We start from the raw sequence: 25,737 nt of genomic DNA on the forward strand, positions 1-25,737 counted from the left end.
GGGGCCCGGTCCACCACGACCTGTGGTGGGCCGGGCCTCTCTGTGCGCTCCATCCATTACGGAGAGTGTCTTTTGCGTCGCGAACCGTCGCTCACCCATGCGCCTCGACCGGGGGGCTCCCTCAACTGCGCTGCCTGGTCGGGGAGGTGACGGGATGACGTCTGTCCGGGGCGCCGTCCCTCCCCTCGAAAATCGTTTGTGCGTTCGAATCTGGTCGCTGACCTGGGTTGATGGGGTTAGAGTAATCGAACGAGCGTACGATGAACATATCGGGCGTATGGCCAAAAAGGGGTGGAGTGATGGAGGTGCGACATGGCGGGCTTCGCCCATCTGCACGTCGCGTCCGGTTACTCCATCCGCTATGGAGCCGCCCACCCCGAACAGCTCGTCCGACGGGCGGCCGAGCGGGGTGTGACGGCGCTCGCGCTCGCGGACCGGGACACGGTCACCGGTCTTGTCCGGTTCGCACGGGCGTGCGCCGGGGCCGGTGTCCGGCCCGTCTTCGGGGTCGATCTGGCGGTGGAGGCCCTTGCGCCCCCGCCGCCGGTCCAGCGGCGCCGCACCCCGGCGCGCGGTGGTGCGCATGTCGTCGAGCCGCCGCTGCGGGTCGTTCTGCTGGCGCGGAACCGGGCGGGATGGGCGCGGCTGTGCCGTATCACGTCGGCCGCCCATGCCGGTGCCGTATCCGGTACGGCACCGGTGGTGCCGTGGGAAGCGCTGCGTGAGTACGGCGGCCCCGGCCTGACCGTGCTGCTCGGACCGCTCTCGGAGCCGGTGCGGGCCCTGGCGGCCGGGCGCGAGGACGTCGCGGTGAAACTGCTGGCGCCGTGGCAGGAGATCTTCGGTGAGGGACTCAGGCTGGAAGCTGTTGTGCATAAACGTTTCGGCACTGGGCCGGGATCGCTTCGGTCGGCTGCCAGGACCCTGGCACTGGCCGACCGCACCCACACCACCGCGGTGCTCTCCAATGCCGTCCGCTACGCCGACCCGGACCAGCACCGGCTCGCTGATGTCCTGGACGCCGCGAGGCTGCTGCGGCCGATCGACCCGCGCCGGCTGGACAGCGGGCAGCGCTGGCTGAAGGACGAAAGGGCGATGACGGTCATCGCGCGGATGATCGCCGAATGCGCCGGAGCGGATGCCGGGCGGGCCCGCCGGCTGATGGCGGACACCGCCGCCACGGCGGCCATGTGCGCGGTCGACCCCGCGGCGGACCTCGGGCTGGGCACACCGCACTTCCCGGAACCGTCGCTCTTCGGTGCCGGATCCGTAGCGGCCGGATCCGGAGCGGGCGGAGCCGTAGCGGCCGGACCCGTTGCCGCCGGACCCGTTGCCGCCGGACCCGGAGCGGCCGGACCCGGGGCGGGCGGAGCCGCACAGCTGTTGCGCCGGTGGTGCGAGACCGGCATGGCCCGACGCGGGTTGGACCGCGACCGCGCCGCGCTCGATCGGCTGGAGGAAGAGCTCGATGTGATCTCCAAGCTGGGCTACGACTCGTACTTCCTCGCCGTCGGCCAGGTCGTGGCCGATATCCGGGAGAAAGGCATCCGGGTCGCGGCCCGCGGCTCGGGCGCGGGATCGCTGGTCTGTCATGTGCTGGGCATCGCCACGGCCAACCCGCTCGACCACCGCCTGCTGTTCGAACGCTTTCTGAGCGTGCGCAGGGGATCGCTGCCCGATATCGACATCGATGTGGAGTCCGCCAGACGGCTGGAGTGCTACGACGCGATCTTCGACCGGTTCGGCAAGGAGCGGGTGGCGGTCACCGCGATGCCCGAGACCTACCGGGCCCGCCGGGCCCTGCGGGACACCGGCCTCGCCCTCGGGATCGCGCCCGCGGACATCGACCGGATCGCCAAGAGCTTCCCGCATCTGAGAGCCTCCGACATCACCGGCGCGCTCGCCGAACTTCCCGAACTGCGACAGCTGGCGGCCGAGGCGGACCGGTTCGGGCCGCTGTGGGAGCTCGCCGAGGGCCTTGACTCCCTGGTCCACGGCATGGCCATGCACCCGTGCGGGGTGGTCATCAGCGACGCCACGCTCCTGGACAGGCTGCCGGTGCAGCCCACACCCCAGGGTGACTACCCCATGGCGATGGCGGCGAAGGAGGAGATCGAGGACCTGGGCAATATCAAGCTGGACGTTCTGGGCGTACGGATGCAGTCCGCGATGGCCCACGCCGTCACCGAGATCGAACGGACCACCGGCGACCACATCGACCTGGACGATCCCCAGCAGGTGCCGCTCGACGACGTCTTCGCGTTCAAGCTCATCCAGGAGAGCCAGACCCTGGGCCTGTTCCAGCTTGAGTCGCCCGGCCAGCAGGATCTGCTGTCCCGGCTGCAGCCCCGCGACCCACAGGACGTCATCGCCGACATCAGCCTCTTCCGTCCGGGACCGGTCGCCGGTGGTATGCCCGAGCGGTATGTCGCCGCGCGCCACGGCGGCTCACCGTCCTATCCCCACCCGGATCTGGAGCCGGTACTCGCCGACACCTACGGCGTGACCATCTGGCACGAGCAGATCATCGAGACGTTGTCGGTGATGACCGGCTGCGACCGCGCGCTGGCCGAGATCGCCCGGCGGGCACTCGGCGACAAGAACCGACTGCCCAGGATCAAGGACTGGTTCGACCGGGAGGCACGCGCGCGCGGTTACGGCGCGACCGTCCGGGACGAGGTCTGGAAGACCGTCGAGGCCTTCGGCGCCTATGGCTTCTGCCGGGCCCACGCGGTCGCCTTCGCCGTACCGGCCCTGCAGAGCGCCTGGCTCAAGGCGCACTATCCGGCGTTCCTGCTGGCCGGTCTCCTCGAACACGACCCCGGTATGTGGCCCAAGCGCGTCCTCGTCTCCGACGCCCGTCGGCGCGGTGTGCCGGTGCTGTCCGTCGACATCAACCGCTCCAGGGTGAAGCACACCGTGGAGAAGGCCGACGGGGAGCGGTGGGGCGTGCGGCTCGCACTGTCCGCGGTGCACGGCATCAGCGCGGAGGAGTGTGCTCGGATCGAGGAGGGCCAGCCGTACGGATCGCTGTCGGACTTCTGGCAACGGGCCCACCCCAGCAGACCGGTAGCCGAGCGCCTCGCTGAGATCGGCGCCCTGAACGGCCTTCACGACGGCCACCTCACGCGCCGCGATCTGCTGTTGCAGATCGCCGAACTCCACCGGCAGTCCCGTACCAGGTCCGCGGGCAAAGGCCAGCTGCCCATCGACGCGAACGCCGTCGGCGGAGCGGAGCCGAGCGGTCTGCCGGAGATGACCGGACGCGAAGCCCTGAGCGCCGAGCTGAGCACCCTCGGTATCGATGTCTCCAAGCACCTGATGGAGCACCATCACCGGCTGCTGCGCGAGATCGGCGCGACCGACGCGGCGCATCTGGCCGGCCTGCGCCCCGGTCAGCAGGTCCTCGTCGCCGGCGTACGGGCTTCCACCCAGACCCCGCCGATCGCCAGCGGCAAACGCGTCATCTTCGTCACCCTGGAGGACGGCTCCGGCCTGGTCGACCTGGCGTTCTTCGAGGACTCCCACCCGGCCTGCGCGTACACCGTCTTCCACAGCGGTCTGCTGCTGGTGCGCGGCACGGTCCAGGTACGCGGCACCCGCCGCACCGTCGTCGGCACCATGGCCTGGGACCTGGACGAGATCGCCGCCGCCCGCCGTGACAACGGTCCCGAGGCCGCGCTCGCCCTCCTCGGAGCCGACCGCCCGCACCCGACCCCCGCCCAGCCGCGGCGCACCCTCGCCAACGGCACCACCGGCGCCCGCCTGCATCCGTACGCCGACCTCCAGCCTCCCGGCAGCCGCTCGGCCGATCTGAAGAAGTTCGGCCATCGCAGTCCGGGGAGCGCGGGATGACCACACGGCAGCGGCATATCGCCCACCTCTATCTGCACGCCGCGCTGACCGAGGATCAGTACGGCGATCTCCTCGAACTGATGTCCGGTATCACACCCCATGTCCAGGCCGCCCCGCCCGACGCCGTCCAGCTCGATCTGACATCGGCACTCCGGTACTTCGATCTGCCTCCCTACGACGTGGTCCAGTTGGCGAAGCTCAGACTGAAGGGCTTCTACGGCATCGACAGCAGCGCAGGACTCGCGGGCAACCGCATGCTCGCCGTCATGGCGGCCGACACTTCCGCGCCGGGGGAGACCACCTGGGTCCCCGCCGAACGGGCCGCCGACTGGCTGTACCCGCGCTCCGTCACCGCACTGCCCGGGATCGGCCGCGCCACAGCGGCGACACTCGGCAGATACGGTCTGCACACCATCGGTCAGATCGCCGACACGCCTCCGGCGACCCTCCAGCGTCTCCTCGGTGTCGACCAGGCGCGGCTGTTGACCGAACGCGCCCGCGGCCACGACCCCCGCCCGGTCACCCCCAGGGAACCGGCGGCGCACCTGACCGCCGAGCGCGTGCTCGACCGGGACTGCCTCGATCCGGCACAGCGCCATCGAGCCGTCCTGGGGCTGGCCGATCAGATCGGTCAACGCCTGCGCGGTGAAAGCCGGGTCGCCGGCCGCATCGTCCTCACGGTGCGCTACGCCGACCGCAGCTCCACCACACGCACGCGTGCGCTCCCGGAACCCACCAGCCACTCACCCGCCCTCGCCGTCGCGGCCCTGGGTCTGCTGGCGGCGCTTGGGCTGCAGCGAGCACGGGTCCGGGCCTTCGCGATCCGCGCCGACGACCTGTGGCCGGCCAACAGCGCCTACCGTCAACTCTCCCTGGATCCTCGTGACGCCCGTGCCCGCGCCGCCGAAGCCGCCGCGGACCGTGCGCGTCGCCGCTTCGGGCCGGAGGCCGTACGGCCGGCGGCTCTGGCCAACTGACCGCTTGTGCGCGGTCGCGGATGAGCGCCGACAGCACAAACCGGTGCCGCGCGTCGCACTTTTTGCCGACGCGTAACTTCCCTTCTTCACCTTACTCATGCGTAACTTCATAGCGGAAGCATCTTTGTGGTCCGGGCCACAGGGCTGACAGTCATCGCCATTTCCCTTGAGCCGCAAGGAGATCACACGATGCTGCCCTGGAAGCGCGCGCTCGGACCACTGACCGCGCTGCTGCTGGCCGTTGTATGCCTGGCCACCCCCGCCGTTGCCGCGCCCCCCACCTCCCCCACCTCCGTGTCCGGCGCCCCCACCGCCGCCGTCTCCGCCGTCTCCGCTGTTTCCGATGTCTCCGCTGCCGCCGCGTCGAGCAGCGGCTGGAACGACTACTCCTGCAAGCCCTCGGCCGCCCATCCCCGTCCCGTCGTCCTGGTCCACGGCACCCTCGGGAACGCCGTCGACAACTGGCTCGGCCTCGCCCCGTATCTGGTGAACCGCGGATACTGCGTCTTCTCGCTCGACTACGGGCAGCTCCCCGGCGTCCCGTTCTTCCACGGCCTCGGCCCCATCGACGCCTCAGCCGGGCAACTCGCCACCTATGTCGACAAGGTGCTCGCGGCCACCGGCGCCGCGAAGGTCGATATCGTCGGCCACTCCCAGGGCGGCATGATGCCGCGCTACTACCTGAAGTTCCTCGGCGGGGCGGCGAAGGTGAACGCCCTGGTCGGCCTCGCCCCCTCCAACCGCGGCAGCACACTGCTCGGGCTGACACGGCTGCTGCCGTACTTCCCCGGAGCGGGCGATCTGCTGGACGAGAAGACCCCCGGGCTCGCCGACCAGGTGGCCGGATCCCCCTTCCTCACCAAGCTCAACGCGGGCGGCGACACCGTTCCCGGGGTGCGCTACACCGTGATAGCCACCCTGTACGACGAGGTGGTCACCCCGTACCGGTCACAGTTCCTGACCGGCCCCGACGTACGCAATGTGCTGCTCCAGGATCTGTGCCCGGTCGATCTCTCCGAGCATGTGGCGATCGGGACGATCGACAGGATCGCCTTCCACGAGGTGACCAACGCGCTCGATCCCGCCCGGGCCACTCCGACCACCTGCTCGTCGGTGATCGGCTGATCCGTACACCCGTACACCCGTACACCCGTACACCCGTACACCCGTACACCCGTACACCCGTACACCCGTACACCCGTACATCCGCGATACACACACGACTGCCTTCCGCCGCCGGGGAGTTCCCGGTGGCGGAAGGCAGTGTGCGGTGCCGTACGGCGGGGGTCAGCGGCTATGACGCCCGGCCGATACGGCCTTGCGGCGAGCGGTTCCGAAGGTCACCGCGGCACCGATGGCGAGCGCCGCCGCGCCACCGATCGCGAGATATGACGTGGTGCTGTCGCCACCGGTCGCGGCGAGGGTGTCCTGACCGTCGGCGCTCTTCGCCTCGGGGGCGTTGGCCTCGGTGCCGGCCTCGGCGTCGGCGCGGGTGTCGGAGTAGACGTCGGTGCTGGTGTCCGGCTGCTTCTCCGCGGTGGCCGGGGTGTCCGGAGTGTCCGCGGTGGCCGGGGTGTCCTTCGCCGAGACCTTCGTCGCGTCGGTACCGAGGTCACCATGGCCGTTGTGCTCGACGGTGGACTTCTCCGTACCGTCCGCGATCTTCTCGTCGGTGGGCGCGGAAGCGGCCGGCGCGCCGCCGCCCGCTCCGCCGTTGTCCTGCCCGAAGACCACGTCGGAGCAGGTGTAGAAGGCCTCGGGGCTGTCCGAGCGCTGCCAGATGGAGTAGATCAGATGACGGCCCGACTTGTTCGGGACGACGCCGTCGAAGACATAGGCGCCGCTTTCCAGCTTCGGGTCGGTGACCTTGAGGAAGGGCTTCTCCTCCAGATCCGACCACGTCAGCGGCTTGCCCGGGTCATAGCTGTCCTTGGTGACATACAGCTCGAAGGAGCCGCGGTGCGGCGCGGTCGCCTTGTAGCGGAAGGTGCGGTTGCCCGGTGCCAGCTCGGACGACGGCCAGTCGCCGCGCGCCTGATCGAGTCCCTTGTACTTGTCCTTGCCCGCGCTGCACAGCTTGCCGTCCGGGATCAACTGCCGGTGGTTCCCGGCGGCGTTGGCGATATTGACCTCGTTCCAGTCGTAGAGCGCCTGCGTCCCGCCGGCCGCGACCGCCGCCTTGCACGCCGCCGACCGCGGACTCTCCGGCCCCTCGGCGAAACACGCGGCGACCCGGCTGACCGGATCGGTCATCGAACCATGGGCGGCGGCGGGCACCGCGGCGAGCCCGGCCAGCGCGAGCGGAGCGAGGCCGAGGACGACGATCCCGGTGGCCGTACGTCGAACGGTCATGAACTGGTTCTCCTTCGGAGCGGCGGCAGCGGGGAGGGGGACAGCCGGAGCGGCAGGAGACCTCCCCGTCGCCGTACCGCCCCAGCGATCAGCAAACTAGCCGCCCCGAACCGCGAAATCGGCTGCTGGGAGCCGGTGACGGCGATCCTTATGCTCGGCTTAAGGAGCGGCTAAGAGACCGCTCAGGAAGGCCGGGGGAAGCCCCCGGGAAGTCGCCCGGAAGCCCTCGGGACGGGTAGGGTGACCAGCGCAGTACGAGCTGTGGACGTATCTACCGAAGGAGGCGAGACCCATTACCGCTGTATCAGGTCGGGTGCTCCCTTCTCACGGCCACGCGGTTCCGCAGGCATAGCTGACCGCCGGGAGTGCCCATCGGCATCCCGAAAGGCTCCCCCCTCCCATGTCAGCTCCTTCTCCTTCCCCCTCTCCTTCTCCTTCTTCTTCTCCTTCCTCGTCTTCTCCTCCGCCCTCGTCCGCGGCCGAGTCCGGCATCGTCACCAGGCTCCGCGCCGCCGGCTGTGTCTTCGCCGAGGACGAGGCGCGGCTGCTCATCTCCACGGCGGCGACGCCGGACGGTCTCGCCGCCATGGTGGACCGGCGCGTCGGGGGTCTGCCGCTGGAACACGTCCTCGGCTGGGCGGAGTTCTGCGGACTGAGGATCGCCGTGGACCCCGGGGTCTTCGTACCCCGCCGCCGTACCGAATTCCTTGTGCGGCAGGCCGCTGTCGCCGCCACCGCCCTCGCCGGGCCGGGAGCCGTCGTGGTCGACCTGTGCTGCGGCTCGGGTGCGCTGGGCGCGGCGCTGGCCGGGATCCTGGGCGGGGCCGAGCTGTACGCCGCCGATATCGACCCGGCCGCGGTGCGCTGCGCCCGGCGGAATGTCGCGGCCGTCGGCGGCCGGGTGTACGAGGGCGATCTGTACGGTCCGCTGCCCGCCACTCTGCGGGGGCGGGTGGACATCCTGCTCGCCAATGTGCCGTACGTACCCACCGAGGAGGTCGGACTGCTGCCCCCTGAGGCCCGTATCCATGAGGCACGGGTGGCGCTCGACGGCGGTGCGGACGGACTCGACGTCCTGCGGCGCGTGACCGCGCGGGCGCCGGGCTGGCTGGCCCCGGGCGGGAGCCTGTTGGTCGAGACGAGCGAGCGCCAGGCGGCGCGCGCCGTCGAGACCGTCGCCGGGAGCGGGCTGATCCCACGTGTGGCGCGCTCCGACGAGCTTTACGCCACTGTCGTCGTGGGAACCATGCCCGCCCCCTAGGCCAGGTCCTGTCCGGTCAGCGGAGCTTTCCGGCGCCCGCCGCACCGTCAACCAGACGCGGGACCGCGCGCGGGTCGTCGACCCCGGTGCGGAGCGTCGGTGTCCAGCCCGCGTCCGGGCGCAGTGTCTCCTCGGGGACCTCCGCGTTGTGGACGGCGAGCAGATCGATGTGTTTTCCGTTGATGTAGTTGTCCGCGGTGGTGACCGGTGAGTCCTTCCACTTCTTCAGGATCCGCCCGGCGCTCACGCCCGTCGGCATCGTGAACGCGTTCTTCTCCGCGACCAGTTGGGATTCGAGACCGATACCGAAGGAGTATCCGTAGCCGGACCGCTGGACGATGTAGTGGTTGTTGTAGGTGTCGACCCGGCCGAAGCGCACCCGGGGCGCCCGCTCGACGAGGTTCTTGAACTGGTTGTGGTGCAGGGTGACCCGCAGCTTGCCGCGGTCGGTGGTGGCCGCGCTGTCGCTGTTGCCGATCAGCATGGTCTTGTCATGGTCGGCGAGGACGTTCCAGGAGACGGTGACCAGATCGGAGCCCCGGACGATATCCAGCTCCCCGTCGTGCTGCTGGTACAACCGGCCGTAGTGGTAGGGCTGTTCACTGTCCGGGCGGCGGCCGTCGGTGAAGGTGTTGTGATCCACCCACACATGCGTGGCGTTGTACAGCACCAGGTTGTCGTACTCGGAGTTCCAGTTGCCCAGCTCGGTGTCCGTCGGGTCCCACTGCGGGAAACAGTCGAAGGTGTCCTCGAAGGTGAGGTTGCGGATGATGACGTTGTCGACATCCTTCACCTGGAGGCTGCCGCCGAGGATACGGGCGTCCCGCCCCACGCCGACGATGGTCGTGTCGGCCGGGACGTACGCCTTGATCTGCGCGTCCTGGTTCCTGGCGGAGGCGGCGCGCAGCTCCTCCTGTTCGCCGCTGACCGGGTTCTCGCGGCCCCAGACCGCCGGATCGTACGCGGCGAGGTACCTGGCGAGGGAGTAGCCGTCCGCCGCGTAGTCGTCGCAGGTGAGAGGGGTTCCTTGGGCGTCGCTGAGCGCGTCCAGGGTCCCCTTGACCCGGATGACCGACGGGCTGCCCGCCGCGTCGGCCAGCGCCTTCCTGAACTCGGCCCAGGTGGTGACGGTGTAGACGTGTGCGGGGTCGGCGGCCCGGCCGCCGGTGGTGCCGCCCTCCGCGGCGGCCCAGCCGTCGTCCGGGGCGAGGACGGCCCGTTCGGGGGACGGCCGCGCGAGCGCCGGTGCTGCTGGTGCCGGTGCCGCCTGGGCGGCCGGGGGCAGCGCCAGCGCGCACGCCAGCCCCGTCGCCGCGATGAGTGCGTGATGTCTCCGTCTGCGCATGACTCCTCCTCCGTCGGATCAGCTCTTGGTCTGTTCGTTCCACTCCGCCTGGGCCTCGTTGAGCTCCTTGGCGACCTTGTCCGCGAACTCCTTCGCGGTCATGTCACCGAGCAGCACCTTCTGGAAGTTCGGTTCGTTGCCGCTCTTGCTGATCGTGTTCCAGTCGGGCAGGTAGTACGGCAGGTTGACGATCGTGGTCGAGCCGTCGCTGAGCGCCTTCATCGCGGCGGCGGTCGGCTCCGCCTGCTGGATCCAGGCGTCGTCGGCGGCGTCGGTGTTCGCCGGAATGGACCCCGCCGACTCGTTCCACGCGCTGTTCGACGCGTGGGAGGCGGCGAATTCGATGAGCTTCCAGGCGGCGGCCTTGTTCTCGCTGTTCTTGAACAGGCCCAGACCGTCCACCGGGTTGGAGACCTGGACGCGCGTGCCGTCCTCCTGGGCCGGGTAGGGGAGGCCCTTGAACTTCTCGTTCCCCAACGCCTTCACATGGTCCTGGTACGAGGCGAGATTGTGGGTCAGCATGCCGATGGTGCCGTTGTCCCACTGGGCGACCATCTTGATGAAGTCATTGTTGACGTCTGCGGACGGTGTCACCTTCTTGTAGAGGGCGACATACTTCTCCAGCGCCGCCACATTCCTCGGATCATTGACGGTCGTCCTGTCACCGTCCCAGAACGACGTGATGCCGGACTGTCCGTACATCGCGTCCATCGCCGGGGCGATGGAACCCGCGCCGCCCCGGATGGTGTAACCGAACTGGTCCGTCCCCGCCTTGGTGAGCTTGTCCGCCGCCGCGTAGAACGACGACCAGGTGGTGGGCGGTTCGAGCCCGGCCCGCGCGAACAGGTCCGTGCGGTACCAGAGCGTGCCGTTGTTGGTGGAGGTCGGCACCGAGTACATGGCGTCCCCCCGGCCGCCCGCCGCCTTGACGCTGTCCACCAGCGCCGGCACGAGCCTGCCCTTGAGCCCACCCGCGTCGATACGGTCGTCGAGCGGCTCCAGGACGTCCCGTATCACCAGGTTGGAGAGGTACGCGGTACCGACACCGCCGACGTCCGGCAGCCCGCCGCCCTCGATCGCCGTGTCGTACTTCGCCTGGACCTGGTCGATCGGGAGGCCGACGTACTTGACCTTGATGTCCGGGTTCTGCTTCTCGAAGTCTTTGATGATCCGAGCCCAGATCTCCCGGCGCTCACCCGTGTTGTTGTCCCAGAGGGTGATCTCCCCCTTGCCGGAGCCTTCGCCACCGCTCCCGCCGCTTCCGTCGTCACCGCACGCGGTCGCCGTCAGGGCGAGTACCGCCGTCAGGGAGACGGCCGCGACCGCCCGCCCTCTGTACGTCCTGGAGATCCTCATGGCCGGCTCTTCTCTCTCGGTGGGTTCTCTGCTGAGTTCATCGGTGGGGCGCCCAGCCATCGGCGCCCGCGAGGTAGTTCGACACCTGGTGAACGGCGGCCTCGGTGTCCGTCAGCCGCGGACGGTCGGGCGTCACGGCCGCCCCGGGGCCGTACGTCCGGTACTCGGCGAACCGCGCCTCACGCCACGGGAAGCCGCTCATGTCGGTCCACGGCGAGGACTTGATGGCCGCGGGCAGTTCGGTGTCCCGGAACAACACCTGGGCGACGGCGTCGGGCTCACCGCCCGGGTGCCAGGGCCGGCCGAGATGGAAGGTCCCCGCGGGCGCGTCGCTGAGCACCCGGCTGCCGGTGATCAGAAAGCCGTACGGGTTGCCCTTCCAGGTCGAAGCCGCCGTGATGTAGCCGTTGTTGGTCCCGGAGCCGCGGCTGAGCGCCCTGATGACGGAGCGGTCGATGACGGTGGTGGCCCGCCCGTAGATGAAGTCGACATCGCCCTCGATGTACGTGTCACGGAGATAGACCCGGCTGACCGCGGTCAGTTGGGGACTGTCCGTCATCAGGGTGTCCTGGTTGCCCTTGAAGGCGGTGTTGTCGAAGACGACGCGGTCGCCTGTCGTCTTCATCGCCAGGGCCTGCTCGTTGTTGAGCTCGTGCGCCGCCTCGTCGAAGTCGTTGACGAAGGTCAGATTGCGCGCGGTGACATCGTTCGCGGCGATCAGGACGGTGGCGCTGCCGCTCGAACCGCCGTACTCGTTCGGGGTGTTGAAGACGATCACCGTTCCGGAGCGGTCGCGTCCGGTGCCCTGGAGGACCAGATGCGGCTTCGTCGCCGGGATCCGTACCTGCTCCCGGTACGTACCGGGAGCGATCGCGATGGTGACCTCGGCGGTGTTGCCCGCGGGGACGGCGTCCACGGCGGCCTGGACGGTGGGGTGATCGGCCGGGACATGGAGGACGGCGGCCCGGTGCGGGGACGGGTGCGGGGACGGGTGGTGCGCGTACGGGTGGTCCGCGGCATGGGCAGGGGGCGCGACCAGGGCCGCGAAGAGCGCGAAAAGCGCGGTGAGTGCGGTGAGTGCGGTCAGTGCGGTCAGTGTGGCCGGACAGGCAGTGGCAACGGTCCGGAAGCGCTCGCTGCGTAGGTGCGGCGTCATTGCGGCTCTCCTCACAGGCGTATGTCCGAAGGCGGTGTGCTACGTGGTGGTGCGGGCGCGGCGCGGCCTGCTCATACCGCCACCGCCTTGCGCGCGAGCGCGGCGGCGGCCCGCCGGTCGAGCCGGCCGTCCGCGACGACCGTCACCACGCGCCGGGAGACGCTGCCGCCCGCGGGCAGCGGCAGCCGCCGCCGCCAGGCCAGCGCGGAGCCGACCCCCGGATACTCGGTGGTACGGACGAACCAGGGGTCCTCGCGGGTCTCCCGGTTCGCCCCGGCGAAGATCAGCGTCCAGTCCCGGCCCGCCAGCGCCAGCCAGGGCGCGGTGCTCCCGTGCACCGCGTGCTCGCCGGCCGCGCCCTCGGTGAAGACGTCGGGCGCCGGGCCGGCCGCGTCCTCCTTGGGCGCACGCCAGAAGAATCCCCCGTACCCCGCCCCCGTACGGCCGTTGGTGGCCGGGCTGCCGAGCGACAGTTCCCCGTCCGACACATTGGTCAGCGACGAGGTGAAGTCGAGGACCCACGCGTCGCCGGAGAGGGCGAGAGCGCTGATCGTGCGGCGCTCCTTGAGCAGTTGACGGTCGCCGTGCGTCCAGCACAGCTCCTGGACACAACCGTCGGGATCGCGCAGCAGCCAGTCCGTGTGCCGCTGCGCGCCATGGTTGGCCAGCCATACGGGGCCCTGGTCGCGTACGTACGTCCGCCCGCCCCAGAAGTTGGCGCCCGCGACGTCCGGCACCGCCATGGAGACGCCCAGGTGGTGCGGGTGGTCGGCGGGGCCGAGCTCCGTGACCGTGACACCGCCGAGGGTCCGTACGGGATGCAGATACGGTCGCGGCGACAGCGTCCCGGCCAGCCGCGGCCGGTGTACGTAGTCGGCCACGGGCCCGACGTCACAGCGCAGTACCGTCACCTCTCGCGCCCGGGAGAGCCGTGCCCCGCTCACCGCGGATCCACCCGCTCCGGCGGCTCCTGCTCCGGCAGCGCACGGGTCGGCAGCGCACGGACCGGGGGCACCCGCGCCGACAGCACCGGCGCCGGGGGCACGGCCCAGCTCGCGCCCAGTTCGGAGAAGGTGGCCAGGGAGTTCGCGCTCTCCTCGATCAGCGCGTCGACGCCTTTGACGATCCGGCGCGGTGCCTGCTCGCCGGGCGCGCTGTACCAGGCGTCCGCGGGCAGCGGCTCGGGGAGCGGCCCGGTCCTGATGGCCTCGACGATCCGCATGAAGGCGCCCGTACGGCGGGGCGGTACGAGAAGAGCGCTGTCGCCGCGCAGATGCGCGACCAGATTCTCCAGCAGGCCGGTACGCGAGTGGACGGTCTCGACCGGGCCCACGCCCGCGCGCTCCACCAGCACCCGGTCCTGCTTGTACCAGAAGGTGATCCGGCCCTCCGTGCCGTGGACCAGGACGTACGGGTCCGCGTTCCGCTCCGCGCACAGGGTGACGGCGACCGTGATCCGGGTCCCCCTCGCTGTCCTCAGCCGCAGACAGCTGGTGTCGTCGGCCTCGATGTCATGCGCCCGGTACTGCTCGACCTCCGACTCGGAGATGTCCTCGGCCAGGTCGCTGCCGTCGATGCGCAGGGCGGTCGCCACCGCGTGCGCGAGGGGATTGGTGAGCACCCCGTCCACGACATCACGCCCGTTCAGGGTGCGGTGTCCGGCCCAGGGGACCCGCCGGAAGTACGCCTCGTCGCGCACCCACGCCCCGGCGGCGCCGATCCCGCGCAGCCGTCCGATCGCCCCTTCCGCGATCAACTCCTGTATCGCGCCCACCGCGTGGGAGCCGAGCGACTGGAACCCGACCTGGCAGGCCGTGCCCCGCTCATCGAGGCCGGCCAGCAGCCGTTCGTACTCCGCGAACGACGGTGTGGTCGGCTTCTCCAGCAGTGTGTGCACACCGTGGGCCGCGGCGGTGAGGGCCAGATCCGTGTGCGTGTGAATGGGGGTGCAGATGACCGCGATCCGCGCGCCCGTGCGTTCCAGCAGCTCGCCGAAGTCGGCGGACTGCGCGGGCCCGGGGGCGCCGTAACCGGCGTCGGCCAGCTCGCGCGGGCTCAGTGGCTCCAGCTCGCAGATGCCCACGAGCCGTACCTGTCCGGTGTGTTCGAGACGGCGGATGGTGCGCAGATGCGTACGGCCGTGACCGCGCGCCCCTGCCAGCAGGACGGGGAGGCTCATCCCTTCACCGCCCCCGCGCTGAAGCCGGTGATCAGCCACTTCTGGATGAACGCGAAGACGATGACCACCGGCACGGCGGAGATCACACCGCCCGCGGCGAGCGCCCCGAAGTCCACACTGTCCGCGCCGATGAGGGTGGACAGACCGACCGGGATCGTCTGCTTGTCCTGGTCCATCAGGAACATCAGCGCGAAGAGGAAGTGGTTCCAGCTGTGGACGAAGGCGAAGGAGCCGACGGCGATCAGACCGGGCCGCAGCATGGGCAGGACGACGATACGGAACGCCTGGAGCCGTGAGCAGCCGTCCACCCAGGCCGCCTCCTCCAGGGAGTACGGCACGTTCTTGATGAAGCCGCTGATCAGAATGATCGACAGCGGGAGCTGGAAGACCGTCTCCGCGATGACCACGCTCAGCGGGGAGTTGATCAGGGAGAGGTTCTTGAAGATCTGGAACAGCGGGACCAGCATCAGCGCGCCCGGGATGAACTGTGAGCACAGCAGCGCCAGCATGAAGCCCTGCTTGATACGGAAGTCGAAGCGCGCCAGGGCGTAGCCGCCGGCCAGCGCGACCCCCGTCGTACAGATCAGGGTGAAGACCCCGATCAGCGCGCTGTTCTGGAAGAAGACCGAGAAGCTGCGTTCGTTCCAGACCTTCTCGAAGTGGTCGAAGGTGACCGGCCAGGGCACCAGCGAGGTGGAGCCCGCGGGCCGCAGCGAGAAGAGCAGCATCCAGTAGAAGGGGACGAGGGTGAAGAGCAGATAGAGGCCGAGCGGCAGATAGATCTGCCACCGGGGGACCTCGTCGAAGGCCCGCTCGCGCCGCCCGCGCCGCCTCCGCCGCGGGGGCGGGGACTTCCGGCCGCCGTCCGCGGGCGTGGCGGGCCGGCCCCTCTCGGTGATGACAGCGGTCACTTGTGGTCGCCTCCGAACTTGCTCAGGCGGAGATAGAGGATCGAGCAGAAGAGGAGGATCGCGAAGGCGACGGTCGTCAGCGCGGTCGCGTAGCCGAAGTCGTGCGCCTCGAAACCGGTGACGGCCACATACAGCGGCAGTGTGGTGGTGACACCGGCAGGACCGCCCTCGGTGAGGGTCAGCAGCAGATCGACGTTGTTGAACTCCCACACGGCCCGGAGCAGTGTGGAGAGGATGATCGCGTCCCTGAGATGGGGGAGTGTGATGTGGAAGAACTGCCGGAACCGGTTCGCCCCGTCGACCGAGGCGGCCTCGTACAGATCGCCGGGGATGGACTGGAGGTCGGCGAGGATGAGGATCGCGAAGAACGGCACACCGCGCCAGAGTTTGGCCAGTACGGCGGCCCAGAAGACGGTGCCGGTGTCGGAGAGCACGGAGGAGCCGTACTCACCGATGCCCGCGTCCGCGAGATAGCGGCCGACGCCCGTGGACGGGTTGTAGAGCAGCAGCCAGATGGTGGTCGTCAGCACGCCGGAGACGGCCCAGGGCGAGAAGACCAGGGCGCGGGCCACCGCGCGGCCCACGAAGGTCTGGTTGACGAGCAGCGCCAGCACCAGCCCCAGGGCCAGTTGGAGCGTGACTTCCGTGACGACCCATTTGCCGCTGAAGACGAGGCTGTCCCAGAACAGCGGGTCGTCGGTGAAGATCCGCCGGAAGTTGTCGAGGCCGGCGAAGCCGTTCCGCCAGGGCTTGGTGACGTTGTGGTTCTGGAGGCTGTAGTAGAAGACGCTGAGCATCGGATAGGCGATGAAGCCGAGCATCAGCAGTCCGGCGGGGGCGATCAGCAGATACGGGAGACGGCGTGGAGTGGCTCCCGTACGGCGCCCCGGTCTTCCGGGCGTCCGGGGCGGTGGAGCCCCTGGTGGGTCCTGCGCCACAGCTGAGGCCATGACTGCTTCTCCGTTCCTTTGGTGAAGCGCTTCGCAGACGGTGTTCGATATGCCGAACCGAATCAATGGATGGGGGCGAACGAGTGGGATCGAACGAGCGGGGACGGACCGGGACGGGGGTCGTGCGACCGCCGGCTCAGCCCACGTACGGGTCGGGCACCTCGCCGGGCCTCGCCAGGAAGGTGAAGTCGCAGCCGGTGTCGGCCTGGGTGATCTGTTCGTCGTAGAGGGCGCCGTAACCACGCCGGTAGCGCTCGGGCGGCGGTGTCCACTCGTCCCGTCGCCGCGCCAGCTCCTCGTCCGACAGATGGAGATGGAGACTGCGGGCCCCGACATCGAGGGTGATGGTGTCGCCGGTGCGTACGAGCGCGAGCGGCCCGCCGACATAGGACTCGGGAGCGATGTGCAGGACGCACGCGCCATAACTCGTGCCGCTCATCCGCGCGTCGGAGATCCGGACCATGTCCCGCACCCCCTGCTTGAGCAGATAGTCCGGGATCGGCAGCATCCCGTACTCCGGCATACCGGGCCCGCCCTTGGGGCCCGCGTTGCGCAGTACGAGCACATGACCGGGTGTGATGCCGAGCTGCGGGTCGTTGATGGTCCGCTGCATCGTCCGGTAGTCGTCGAAGACCACGGCGGGACCGGTGTGTTCGAGCAGCCGCGGTTCGGCGGCGATGTGCTTGATGACCGCGCCGTCGGGGCAGAGATTGCCGCGCAGCACCGCCACCCCGCCCTCCGCCGCGAGAGGGTTCTCGCGCGGCCGGATCACCTCCGGGTTGTGGACGAGCACACCGTCGAGCTGCTCCCGCAGGCTGGGGTGTGCGACGGTCGGCCGGTCCAGATGCAGTACGTCCGTCAACTGCCCCAGAAACGCGGGAAGTCCGCCGGCGAAATGGAAGTCCTCCATCAGATACCGGCCGCCGGGACGGAGGTTCGCCAGGACAGGCACCGTACGCGCGGCCTTGTCGAAGTCGTCGAGGGTGAGCCGGATCCCCGAGCGTCCCGCCATCGCGATCAGATGGATCACCGCGTTCGTCGAGCCGCCCAGCGCGAGGACGGTGACCACCGCGTCCTCGTACGCCTCCCGGGTCAGGATCTTCGAGAGCCGCAGATCGTGACGGACCAGCTCCACCACGCGCCGGCCGGAGGCGGCGGCCATCCGGTCGTGTCCGGAGTCCACCGCCGGGATCGAGGAGGCCCCTGGCATGGTGACGCCCAGCGCCTCGGCGGCGGCGGTGAGCGTGGAGGCGGTGCCCATTGTCATGCAGTGACCGGGCGAGCGGGCCAGACCGTTCTCCAGCTCGGCCAGCTCGGCGTCGCCGATCAGCCCGGCCCGCTTGTCGTCCCAGTACTTCCACATGTCCGTGCCCGACCCGAGCACCTCATCGCGCCAGTGCCCCGGCAGCATGGGTCCGGCGGGTACGAAGACGGCCGGCAGATCGACGCTCGCCGCGCCCATCAGCAGCGCCGGTGTCGTCTTGTCGCAGCCGCCCATCAGCACCGCGCCGTCGACCGGATAGGAGCGGAGCAGCTCCTCCGTCTCCATCGCCAGCAGATTGCGGTAGAGCATGGGCGTGGGCTTCTGGAATGTCTCGGAGAGCGTGGAGACCGGGAACTCCAGCGGGAATCCACCGGCTTGCCACACCCCGCGCTTCACCGCCTGCGCGCGCTCCCGCAGATGGACATGGCAGGGGTTGATGTCGGACCAGGTGTTGAGGATCGCGATGACGGGCTTGCCCAGATGCTCCTCGGGCAGATAGCCGAGCTGACGGGTGCGGGCCCGGTGGCTGAAGGAGCGGAGACCGGTCGCGGCGTCGCCGCCCCCGTACCAGCGGTGACTGCGCAGGTCCTCGGGGCGTACGGTCGCCCCCTCGGGCGGTTCGGTCATATCGCCCACCCCGCCACCATCGCGGCGACATCGGCACGCAACTCCTCGGGCAGGGCGCGGCTCGGCGGGCGGATGTCGCGCCGGCACAGACCGAGGGCGGCCAGCGCCTCCTTCACCACCGTCACATTGTCGGCGGACTGCCGCGCGGACCGTAGCTCCTCGAACGGCCTGATCTGCTCCCACACCTTCATGGCGGCGGCGTAGTCCCCGGCCCGCAGCGCCTCCAGCATCCCCAGCGAGACGGCCGGGGCGACATTGACGAGGCCCGAGGTGAAGCCGGTGGCCCCGCCCGCGAAGTACGAGGGGGCGTACAGCTCGGCGAGCCCCGCCACCCAGACGAAGCGCTCCAGACCCGCGTCCCGCGCGAAGGCCGCGAAGCCGGCCGCGTCCGGCACGGCGTACTTCGCTCCGATGACATTGGGGCACAGCTCCCCGAGCGTCGCGAGGCTCGCGCCGCCCAGCCGCGGATTGCGGATGTACGGGACGACGCCCAGCTCGGGCACCGCGTCCGCGATGGTGCGGTGGTAGTCGATCCAGCCGGCCTGTGACACATAGGGGTGCACGGGCTGATGGACCATCACCATCCCGGCCCCGGCCTCCCGGGCATGCGCCGCCGAGGCCACGGCCGTCGGCAGATCGAGACCGATACCGACCAGCACCGAGGCCCGGCCCGCCGACTCCTCGATGGTCAGCTCGGTGACCGTGCGGCGCTCGTCGGGGCTGAGAGCGTAGTACTCACCCGTGTTGCCGTTCGGGGTGAGGGTGCGTACGCCGCCGTCGAGCAGCCGGCGCAGCAGAGCGCGATGGGCCGCGGTGTCGAGCGTGTCGTCGTCGCCGAACGGTGTGACGGGGATCGCCACGACATCGGCGAGCGCGTCCCGCGACGAGTCGAGATCAGGGCTGGTCGTCATGCGTGGTCTCCCTCGGGGAACGCCCGCTGTACGAATGAGGCGATGTGGTCGTGCAGGGCCCGGGCGGCGCCCTCGGCGTCACCCGCGAGCGCGAGCCGCAGGATCTCCCGGTGTTCTCCCGCCTCCTGCTCCCAGGACGGGACGGCGGCCCAGGCGACGGTCGAGACGAGGGCCGCCTGGTCCCGTACCTCGTCGAGCATCCTGGCCAGCAGCGGATTGCCGCAGGGGAGATACAGCGCCCGGTGGAACTCCCGGTTGGCGAGCGACCGTTCGGCCCGGTCCGCCGCCTCGTCGGCCTTGACCAGGGCTTCCCGCGCGGGCTCCAGCGAGGCGCGGCGGGTCAGGGAGCGGCGGAGCGCCTCCGGTTCGAGCAACAGCCGTACGTCATAGACCTCATGCGCCATGGCCGCGTCGACCGTACGGACGGTGACGCCCTTGAACTGGCTCATCACGACGAGGCCGGTGCCCGCCAGGGTCTTCAGCGCCTCCCGTACCGGAGTCTTCGACACCCCGAACCGCGCGGCCAGTTCGGTCTCGACCAGGGCCTGACCGGGGCTGAGGCCGCCGGTGAGGATGCCGTGTTTGATCGCTTCCAGAACGTACTGGGTGCGGGAGGGGATCGGACTCGGGGCGAAGGCCATGGGCGCTCTTTCACATGTCGTGTCTCATATATGACGTACGAAGTACGACGCCGATGAAGCTAGGGCTGGCCCCGATGTCTCGTCAATGCTTCGCGCAGAAGTTGGGTGAAGCGCTTTCTATGAAGTGCGGGGCGCGATCCGGCGTGCGGAAAAGGGCTGCGGGCGTGAGCCGTCCCCGTGCTTACATGTGCCTCATGGTGTCCACCGACCGACTGCTGGCGTTCGCGGCCATGTCGTTCCTGCTGATCGTGATCCCCGGCCCCAGCGTGCTGTTCGTGATCGGGCGGGCCCTGGCACAGGGGCGCCGGGCCGCGCTGACCACGGTCGTGGGGAACACGCTCGGAGCCTGCGTGCTCGTCGTGGCCGTGGCCCTCGGGGTCGGCGCCGTCGTGGAGCGCTCGGTGCTCGTCTTCACGACGCTGAAGCTCGTGGGCGCCGCGTACTTGGTGTACCTCGGCGTCAAGGCGGTGCGGCAACGCGGCTCGATGCGCGCCGCGTTCGCCGGTGAGGGTCCCGCGCACAGCGGCCTGCGCACAGTGTGGGAAGGGTTCGCGGTCGGCGTGGCGAACCCCAAGACCATGGTGTTCTTCGCGGCCGTACTGCCCCAGTTCGTCGACCGCGAGCGGGGCCACGCCACGGTTCAGATGCTCTTGCTGGGGCTGGTCTTCAATGTCATCGCACTGGCCTGCGACAGCGTATGGGGACTGGTCGCGGCCACCACACGGAGCTGGTTCGCCCGCTCACCCCGGCGGCTCTCCCTGGTCGGCGGGGCGGGTGGGCTCACGATGATCGGCCTCGGCGTCACGGTCGCCACGACAGGCCACAAGGAGTAGCGCTTCAGGGGTAGGTGTGCCGCGTTAGGCTCAGCGCATGGTTGATCTGCTTCAGGTGTCGACGGCGACGGAGAACCGGGAGGAGGCCGAGAGGCTGGCACGCTCGGTGGTGGAAGGGCGGCTCGCGGCCGGTGCCCAGATCGTCGGGCCCGTGATCTCCACCTTCTGGCATCAGGGCGAGTTCGGGACCGCGGAGGAGTGGCAGCTCTTGTTCAAGACCCGCGCCGATCGTTACGCCGATCTTGAGGCGCATCTGCTGCGGCACCATCCGTGGAAGAACCCGGAAGTCTCGGCTGTGCCGATCGTCGCGGGATCGGATGCCTATCTGCGGTGGGTGGAAAAGACCACGGACCTGGACGCCGCGGACTGACTTCTCAGGGTTTCGCTCTTTCCAGAACATCGGCCACAGCCGGGACGTCGTGGTGATCCCTGAGCTGTCGAAGGATCGGAGCCAGACGCGCGCGCGGGCGCACGGAGGCCACCCCGGCTGACAGTTCCAGCGCGCGGCAGGTGACAGCGGCAGCCTGTTCGACTTCTCCGGCGGCCAGGTAGGAGTCGGCGAGCCACGAGAGATACAGGCTCTTGTCGCGTGCGTGGGTGTTGTCGTATCGCGCCAGCACGTCTTCCAGGACAGGGACCGCGCGAAGTGGTCGGCGCGATCGCCCGGCTGGTCGTGGGCGGGGACGGCTCGGCCTCGGGCGCGTTCACACGTTCTTCCGCGTTCATGCGGCTCCGGCGGCAGAGGTACCGGGCCCCGTCCGTGGACGACTATCTGCCGGGTGAGTGGCCGGGTGACGCTCCGCGCGAGTCCACGTCGCTCGACCCGGAGACGTTCCGGGGCAGCTGGCTGACCTTCCTCCTCGGGCTGCTGGTGCCGGACCTCTACTACCGGCGGTCGCCGGAGGGCGGCGGCTGGACGTGGTGGTTCTTCGACACGGGTGTCACCTCGTGGACCACGGTGGACTCCGTACGGGGCGCCGAGTCGTTGGAGGTCCGTCAGTCGGGACCGCGTCGGCTCTGGGACGAGATCGAGGCGGCCCACCGCTGGTGGGTCGCGCGGGATCGGCCCGGACTGGAACGGTTCGGCCTCACCGTCACGGCCGATGACGAGCACCGGGTGTGGCTGGACAACCCCCGGCGACGTGTTCAGCCCCGCCAGCGGTAGCGGCGTTCCGGGCGGCCCGTGCCGCCGTAGCGCAGGGTGATCTCCGCCCTGCCCGTGGTCGCGAAGTACTCCAGGTAGCGGCGCGCGCTCACCCGCGACAGGGCGCCCGCCTCGGCGCATTCCGTGGCCGAGAGGCCGTCCTCGTGTTCGCGCAGGACGCGTTCCACCAGATCGGCCGTGTGCGGGGCGAGGCCCTTCGGGAGGCCGCGGCTGCCGGGCGGTCGGGTGCCGAAGATCTGGTCCACGTCTTCCTGGCGCGCCTCGCCCAGACCGGCCAGCCGCGAGCGCAGGGAGGCGACATGGCGCAGCTGCTCCTGGAGTGCCGCCTGGCTGAAGGGCTTGATCAGATAGTGCAGGGCGCCGGCCCGCAGCGCCGCCCTGATCACCCCCGCGTCCCGCGCCGCCGTGATGAACAGGGCGTCGACGCTGTTGGGTCTTCGGTCCCGTTCCTCCGCAGCCCGTAGCTCGCGCAGTACGGCGATCCCGTCCATATCGGGCAGATAGATGTCGAGCAGGACAAGGTCCGGCCACAGCCGCTCGGCGGCGCGCAGGGCTTCCGCACCGCTGTGAGCCACCCCGACGACCGTAAACCCGTCCATCGCGGACACATAGCGGCTGTGCAGCTTCGCGACCATGAAGTCGTCGTCCACCACCAGCACTTTCATCACGCCGACACGCTAGGCCGCGACCACAACGACCACAACGTCCGTTGATTCCGGAAGAGAGACAGCTTGTTAACGCGAAGGCAACATGTGGCCCACTTCACAGCTTTTCGCTCACTTCTCTTCACGCACAGCATTTCGAAAGGCGGCACACGTGCGATTGCGCACCCCCCTGGCCCTGCTGGGGTCGGCGCTGCTGGTGCTGGTGGGGCCACCGCTGCTCACCGCGGGCAGCGGCGACGACACCGGTACGCAGATCCCCGGCCTGCGCTTCATGGTCCCCAACACCCCCGGCGGCGGTTACGACATCACGGCCCGCACCATGGCCAAGAACGCCGAGGACGCCGGACTCACCCACAACATCGAGGTGTTCAACCTGCCCGGGGCCGGCGGCACCGTCGGTCTCGCCCGGCTCGTCGGTGAACACGGCAATGGCAAGCTCGCGATGTCCATGGGGCTCGGGGTGGTCGGCGCCGTCCACACCAACAAGTCGCCCAAGACCCTCGCCGACACGACCCCGATCGCCCGGATCACCGAGGAATCGGACATCGTCGTCGTCAGCAAGGACTCCCCGTTCAAGACCATCGACGACCTGCTGACGGCATGGAAGGCCAATCCGGCCAAGGTCCCCGTCGGCGGCGGCTCGGCCCCCGGGGGACCCGACCATCTCGCCCCCATGCTGATGGCGCAGGCCGCGGGGATCGCGCCGAAGACGGTCAACTACGTCCCGTTCGACGGCGGCGGCGAACTCCTCGCCTCGATCCTCGGCAACAAGGTCTCCTTCGGCGTCTCCGGCCTCGGCGAGTACCGCGACCAGATCGAGTCGGGCGAGCTGCGGCTGCTCGCGGTCACCGGCCCCGAGCGGATCCCCGGCCTGGACGCCCCCACCCTGCGCGAGTCCGGCCTCGACACCGACTTCACCAACTGGCGCGGCATCGTCGCCCCGCCGGGGATCTCCGACGCCGAGCGCACCAAGCTGCTCGCCTTCATCGAGAAGCTCCACGACACGTCCCAGTGGCGGGACTCCCTCAAGAAGAACGGCTGGGACGACGCGTTCCTGACCGGCGAGAAGTTCGGTGACTTCCTCGCCGAGGAAGACCGCCGCGTGGACTCGGTCCTCAAGGAGCTGGGACTGTGATGACACCCATCGGCACGCCGGAAACCCCGAACAAGCCCGAAGCGACCGGAGTATCCGGAACCTCAGGAGTCGCCGCGGCGTCCGGAGCCCCCGGAACACCGGGCACCGGCCCCGGCGCCCGCTCCTGGCTGCGTGAGCACTCCGAGATCGGCGTCGGGCTCCTCCTGCTCGTCCTCGGTGTCCTCGTCCTCACCGACGCGCTCACCATGAACGTCGACATCGCCCAGCGCGGCCCCGTCGGCCCCAAGACCGTCCCGATCGTCGTCGGCATCGCCCTGGTCGTCGTCGCCGTACTGCTCACCCTCGACGTCCTGCGCGGTGGCCGCGGCGAGGCGGAGGGCGGCGAGGACATCGACCTGGCGGAGCCCAGCGACTGGCGGACCGTACTGCTGCTCGCCGGTGTCTTCCTCGGCAACGCCGTCCTCATCGGCCCGCTCGGCTTCCCGATCTCCGGCGCCCTGCTCTTCTGGGGCTCGGCGTACGCGCTCGGCAGCCGCCACCACGACCGTGATCCGCTGATCGCCGCGGGCCTCGCGCTGATCACCTTCTTCGTCTTCAACAACCTGCTCGGTGTCCCCCTCCCCGGTGGCCCGCTGATGGGGGTGCTGTAACCGATGGACTCCCTGAATTCGCTCATCGACGGCTTCGGTACGGCGCTCACGCCGATGAATCTGCTCTGGGCCGCGATAGGCGTGCTGCTCGGCACGGCCATCGGGGTCCTGCCCGGCATCGGCCCCGCCATGGCGGTCGCGCTGCTGCTCCCGGTGACCTACGGGCTCGAACCGACCGGCGCGTTCATCATGTTCGCCGGTATCTACTACGGCGCGATGTTCGGCGGCTCGACCACCTCGATCCTGCTCAACACCCCAGGTGAGAGCGCCGCCGTCGTGGCCGCCATCGAGGGCAACCCGATGGCCAAGGCCGGACGGGGAGCGCAGGCGCTCGCCGCCGCGGCCGGCGGGCACTTCGCCGGCGGCATGATCGGCACGATCCTGCTGGTGGTCCTCGCACCCACCGTGGCCTCGCTCGCGGTGGACATCGGCGCCCCCGACTACTTCGCGATCATGGTGCTGGCGTTCATCGCCGTCACCTCCGTCCTCGGCTCCTCCCGGGTCCGCGGACTCGCCTCGCTGCTCATCGGACTCACACTCGGTCTGGTCGGCCTCGACCAGATGACCGGTCAGCAGCGGCTGACCTTCGGCACGCTCCAGCTCGCCGACGGTATCGACGTGGTGATCGTCGCGGTCGGGCTCTTCGCGATCGGCGAGGCCCTGTGGGTGGCCGCGCATCTGCGGCGCAACACGAACGAGGCGATTCCGGTCGGCCGCCCCTGGCTCGGCAAGAAGGACGTACGCCGCACCTGGCGGCCCTGGCTGCGCGGACCGCTCATCGGATTCCCGTTCGGCGCGATCCCGGCGGGCGGCGCGGAGATCCCCACGTTCCTCTCGTACGTCACGGAGAAGCGGCTCTCCAAGCACAAGGACGAGTTCGGCAAGGGCGCCATCGAGGGCGTGGCGGGACCCGAGTCCGCGGCCTCCGCCTCGGCGGCCGGGACGCTGGTCTCGATGCTGACCCTCGGGCTGCCCACGACGGCCGTCGCGGCCGTGATGCTGGCCGCCTTCCAGCAGTACGGCATCCAGCCGGGACCACTGCTCTTCGAACGCGAACCCGACCTGGTCTGGGGCCTGATCGCCTCGCTCTTCGTCGGTATGGTGCTGCTGCTCGCGCTCAATCTGCCGCTCGCGCCGGTCTGGGCCAAGCTGCTGCGCGTCCCGCGCCCGTATCTCTACGCAGGCATCCTCTTCTTCGCGGCCGTCGGCGCGTACGCGGTCGGCGGGGAGGCGCTGGACCTGATCATCCTGCTGATCATCGGTCTGATCGGCTTCGGTATGCGGCGGTACGGACTGCCGGTGCTGCCGGCCGTGATCGGCGTCATCCTGGGCCCGGCCGCCGAACAGCAGCTGCGGCGCGCGCTCCAGATCAGCGACGGAAGTGTGACCGGACTGGTCAACACGCCCTTCTCCGTGACGGTGTACGCGGTGATCGTGCTGCTGCTCGCCTGGCCGGGGGTGAAGAAGTTGATCGCGCTGCGCCGTGACCGTAGTGACCGCGGTGACCGTAGTGACGTGACGGTCTGACGGTGTGACGTACGCG

General features: G+C 69.8%; 22 protein-coding genes and 1 pseudogene. 10 read left to right on the forward strand and 13 right to left on the reverse strand.

Translation table 11 applies throughout. The annotated features are described in order from the left end of the window. Positions 1–312: 312 nt before the first annotated feature. From dnaE to AB0M67_RS10045, 3 genes are all read left to right on the forward strand, one after another. The gene (dnaE, locus tag AB0M67_RS10035) at positions 313–3,855 is read left to right on the forward strand and encodes a DNA polymerase III subunit alpha (protein WP_365744535.1); all 3,543 of its coding nucleotides are present in this window, start codon (positions 313–315) and stop codon (positions 3,853–3,855) included. After that, positions 3,852–4,832: an ImpB/MucB/SamB family protein gene (locus AB0M67_RS10040; RefSeq protein ID WP_365744537.1), complete on the forward strand. Its 981-nt coding sequence runs from the start codon at positions 3,852–3,854 to the stop codon at positions 4,830–4,832. The genes dnaE and AB0M67_RS10040 overlap by 4 nt, the downstream gene beginning before the upstream one ends. Before the next feature lie 189 nt (positions 4,833–5,021). Next, on the forward strand, positions 5,022–5,957 hold the full coding sequence (locus AB0M67_RS10045) for an alpha/beta fold hydrolase (RefSeq protein ID WP_365744539.1): 936 nt from the start codon (positions 5,022–5,024) through the stop codon (positions 5,955–5,957). Between the two features lie 162 nt (positions 5,958–6,119). Here AB0M67_RS10045 and AB0M67_RS10050 read toward each other — a convergent pair whose 3' ends face one another. Then, positions 6,120–7,184: a lytic polysaccharide monooxygenase gene (locus AB0M67_RS10050; protein WP_365744541.1), complete on the reverse strand. Its 1,065-nt coding sequence runs from the start codon at positions 7,182–7,184 to the stop codon at positions 6,120–6,122. Between the two features lie 400 nt (positions 7,185–7,584). Here AB0M67_RS10050 and AB0M67_RS10055 point away from each other — a divergent pair, with 400 nt between their 5' ends. Next, on the forward strand, positions 7,585–8,445 hold the full coding sequence (locus tag AB0M67_RS10055) for a putative protein N(5)-glutamine methyltransferase (protein WP_365744543.1): 861 nt from the start codon (positions 7,585–7,587) through the stop codon (positions 8,443–8,445). Positions 8,446–8,461: 16 nt separating this feature from the next. Here AB0M67_RS10055 and AB0M67_RS10060 read toward each other — a convergent pair whose 3' ends face one another. The 10 genes and pseudogenes from AB0M67_RS10060 to AB0M67_RS10105 form a co-directional block, all read right to left on the reverse strand. Beyond that, the gene (locus tag AB0M67_RS10060; protein WP_365744544.1) at positions 8,462–9,790 is read right to left on the reverse strand and encodes a pectate lyase; all 1,329 of its coding nucleotides are present in this window, start codon (positions 9,788–9,790) and stop codon (positions 8,462–8,464) included. A gap of 18 nt (positions 9,791–9,808) precedes the next feature. Further along, positions 9,809–11,146 carry a sugar ABC transporter substrate-binding protein gene (locus AB0M67_RS10065; protein ID WP_365744546.1) on the reverse strand — a complete coding sequence of 446 codons (1,338 nt, stop codon included), beginning with the start codon at positions 11,144–11,146 and terminating at the stop codon, positions 9,809–9,811. A gap of 37 nt (positions 11,147–11,183) precedes the next feature. Further along, a pseudogene (locus AB0M67_RS10070) lies at positions 11,184–12,104 on the reverse strand (pectinesterase family protein); the annotation flags it as partial. Between the two features lie 269 nt (positions 12,105–12,373). Beyond that, on the reverse strand, positions 12,374–13,213 hold the full coding sequence (locus AB0M67_RS10075; RefSeq protein WP_365745145.1) for a PmoA family protein: 840 nt from the start codon (positions 13,211–13,213) through the stop codon (positions 12,374–12,376). 29 nt (positions 13,214–13,242) lie between these two features. Beyond that, on the reverse strand, positions 13,243–14,481 hold the full coding sequence (locus AB0M67_RS10080; protein WP_365744548.1) for a Gfo/Idh/MocA family oxidoreductase: 1,239 nt from the start codon (positions 14,479–14,481) through the stop codon (positions 13,243–13,245). Continuing rightward, the gene (locus AB0M67_RS10085) at positions 14,478–15,380 is read right to left on the reverse strand and encodes a carbohydrate ABC transporter permease (RefSeq protein ID WP_365745147.1); all 903 of its coding nucleotides are present in this window, start codon (positions 15,378–15,380) and stop codon (positions 14,478–14,480) included. The genes AB0M67_RS10080 and AB0M67_RS10085 overlap by 4 nt, the downstream gene beginning before the upstream one ends. Before the next feature lie 8 nt (positions 15,381–15,388). Beyond that, positions 15,389–16,342: a sugar ABC transporter permease gene (locus AB0M67_RS10090; protein ID WP_365744550.1), complete on the reverse strand. Its 954-nt coding sequence runs from the start codon at positions 16,340–16,342 to the stop codon at positions 15,389–15,391. Between the two features lie 136 nt (positions 16,343–16,478). Beyond that, positions 16,479–18,233, reverse strand: coding sequence for an L-arabinonate dehydratase (gene araD / locus AB0M67_RS10095; protein WP_365744552.1), 1,755 nt, complete (start codon positions 18,231–18,233; stop codon positions 16,479–16,481). Next, positions 18,230–19,144: a dihydrodipicolinate synthase family protein gene (locus AB0M67_RS10100; RefSeq protein ID WP_365744554.1), complete on the reverse strand. Its 915-nt coding sequence runs from the start codon at positions 19,142–19,144 to the stop codon at positions 18,230–18,232. The genes araD and AB0M67_RS10100 overlap by 4 nt, the downstream gene beginning before the upstream one ends. Then, entirely contained in the window at positions 19,141–19,785 is a 645-nt protein-coding gene (locus tag AB0M67_RS10105; protein ID WP_365744556.1) for a GntR family transcriptional regulator, read from the reverse strand. The genes AB0M67_RS10100 and AB0M67_RS10105 overlap by 4 nt, the downstream gene beginning before the upstream one ends. Positions 19,786–19,979: 194 nt before the next feature. On the opposite strand from AB0M67_RS10105, the gene AB0M67_RS10110 reads away from it, so the two are divergent. Continuing rightward, on the forward strand, positions 19,980–20,618 hold the full coding sequence (locus tag AB0M67_RS10110; protein WP_365744558.1) for a LysE family translocator: 639 nt from the start codon (positions 19,980–19,982) through the stop codon (positions 20,616–20,618). 37 nt (positions 20,619–20,655) lie between these two features. Continuing rightward, positions 20,656–20,988 (forward strand): divalent-cation tolerance protein CutA, encoded by a 333-nt coding sequence (gene cutA, locus AB0M67_RS10115; protein WP_365744560.1) that lies wholly within the window; start codon positions 20,656–20,658, stop codon positions 20,986–20,988. A 4-nt stretch (positions 20,989–20,992) separates the two neighbouring features. Here cutA and AB0M67_RS10120 read toward each other — a convergent pair whose 3' ends face one another. Then, positions 20,993–21,238, reverse strand: a complete 246-nt coding sequence (locus AB0M67_RS10120; RefSeq protein WP_365744562.1) for a hypothetical protein — start codon at positions 21,236–21,238, stop codon at positions 20,993–20,995. A 26-nt stretch (positions 21,239–21,264) separates the two neighbouring features. Here AB0M67_RS10120 and AB0M67_RS10125 point away from each other — a divergent pair, with 26 nt between their 5' ends. After that, positions 21,265–21,783 (forward strand): hypothetical protein, encoded by a 519-nt coding sequence (locus AB0M67_RS10125; RefSeq protein ID WP_365744563.1) that lies wholly within the window; start codon positions 21,265–21,267, stop codon positions 21,781–21,783. Here the strand turns inward: AB0M67_RS10125 and AB0M67_RS10130 are convergent. Beyond that, on the reverse strand, positions 21,765–22,448 hold the full coding sequence (locus AB0M67_RS10130; RefSeq protein ID WP_365745149.1) for a response regulator: 684 nt from the start codon (positions 22,446–22,448) through the stop codon (positions 21,765–21,767). The genes AB0M67_RS10125 and AB0M67_RS10130 overlap by 19 nt on opposite strands. 151 nt (positions 22,449–22,599) lie before the next feature. On the opposite strand from AB0M67_RS10130, the gene AB0M67_RS10135 reads away from it, so the two are divergent. From AB0M67_RS10135 to AB0M67_RS10145, 3 genes are read left to right on the forward strand one after another with little or no spacing between them, the layout of a single operon-like run. Then, positions 22,600–23,583, forward strand: a complete 984-nt coding sequence (locus AB0M67_RS10135; RefSeq protein WP_365744565.1) for a tripartite tricarboxylate transporter substrate binding protein — start codon at positions 22,600–22,602, stop codon at positions 23,581–23,583. Further along, entirely contained in the window at positions 23,583–24,194 is a 612-nt protein-coding gene (locus tag AB0M67_RS10140) for a tripartite tricarboxylate transporter TctB family protein (protein WP_365744567.1), read from the forward strand. Before AB0M67_RS10135 ends, AB0M67_RS10140 begins: the two co-directional genes overlap by 1 nt. Before the next feature lie 3 nt (positions 24,195–24,197). Next, positions 24,198–25,721 carry a tripartite tricarboxylate transporter permease gene (locus AB0M67_RS10145; protein WP_365744568.1) on the forward strand — a complete coding sequence of 508 codons (1,524 nt, stop codon included), beginning with the start codon at positions 24,198–24,200 and terminating at the stop codon, positions 25,719–25,721. Positions 25,722–25,737: the final 16 nt, after the last annotated feature.

Origin of the sequence: Streptomyces sp. NPDC051662, from assembly GCF_040681655.1 — a bacterium.
Taxonomy (GTDB): domain Bacteria; phylum Actinomycetota; class Actinomycetes; order Streptomycetales; family Streptomycetaceae; genus Streptomyces.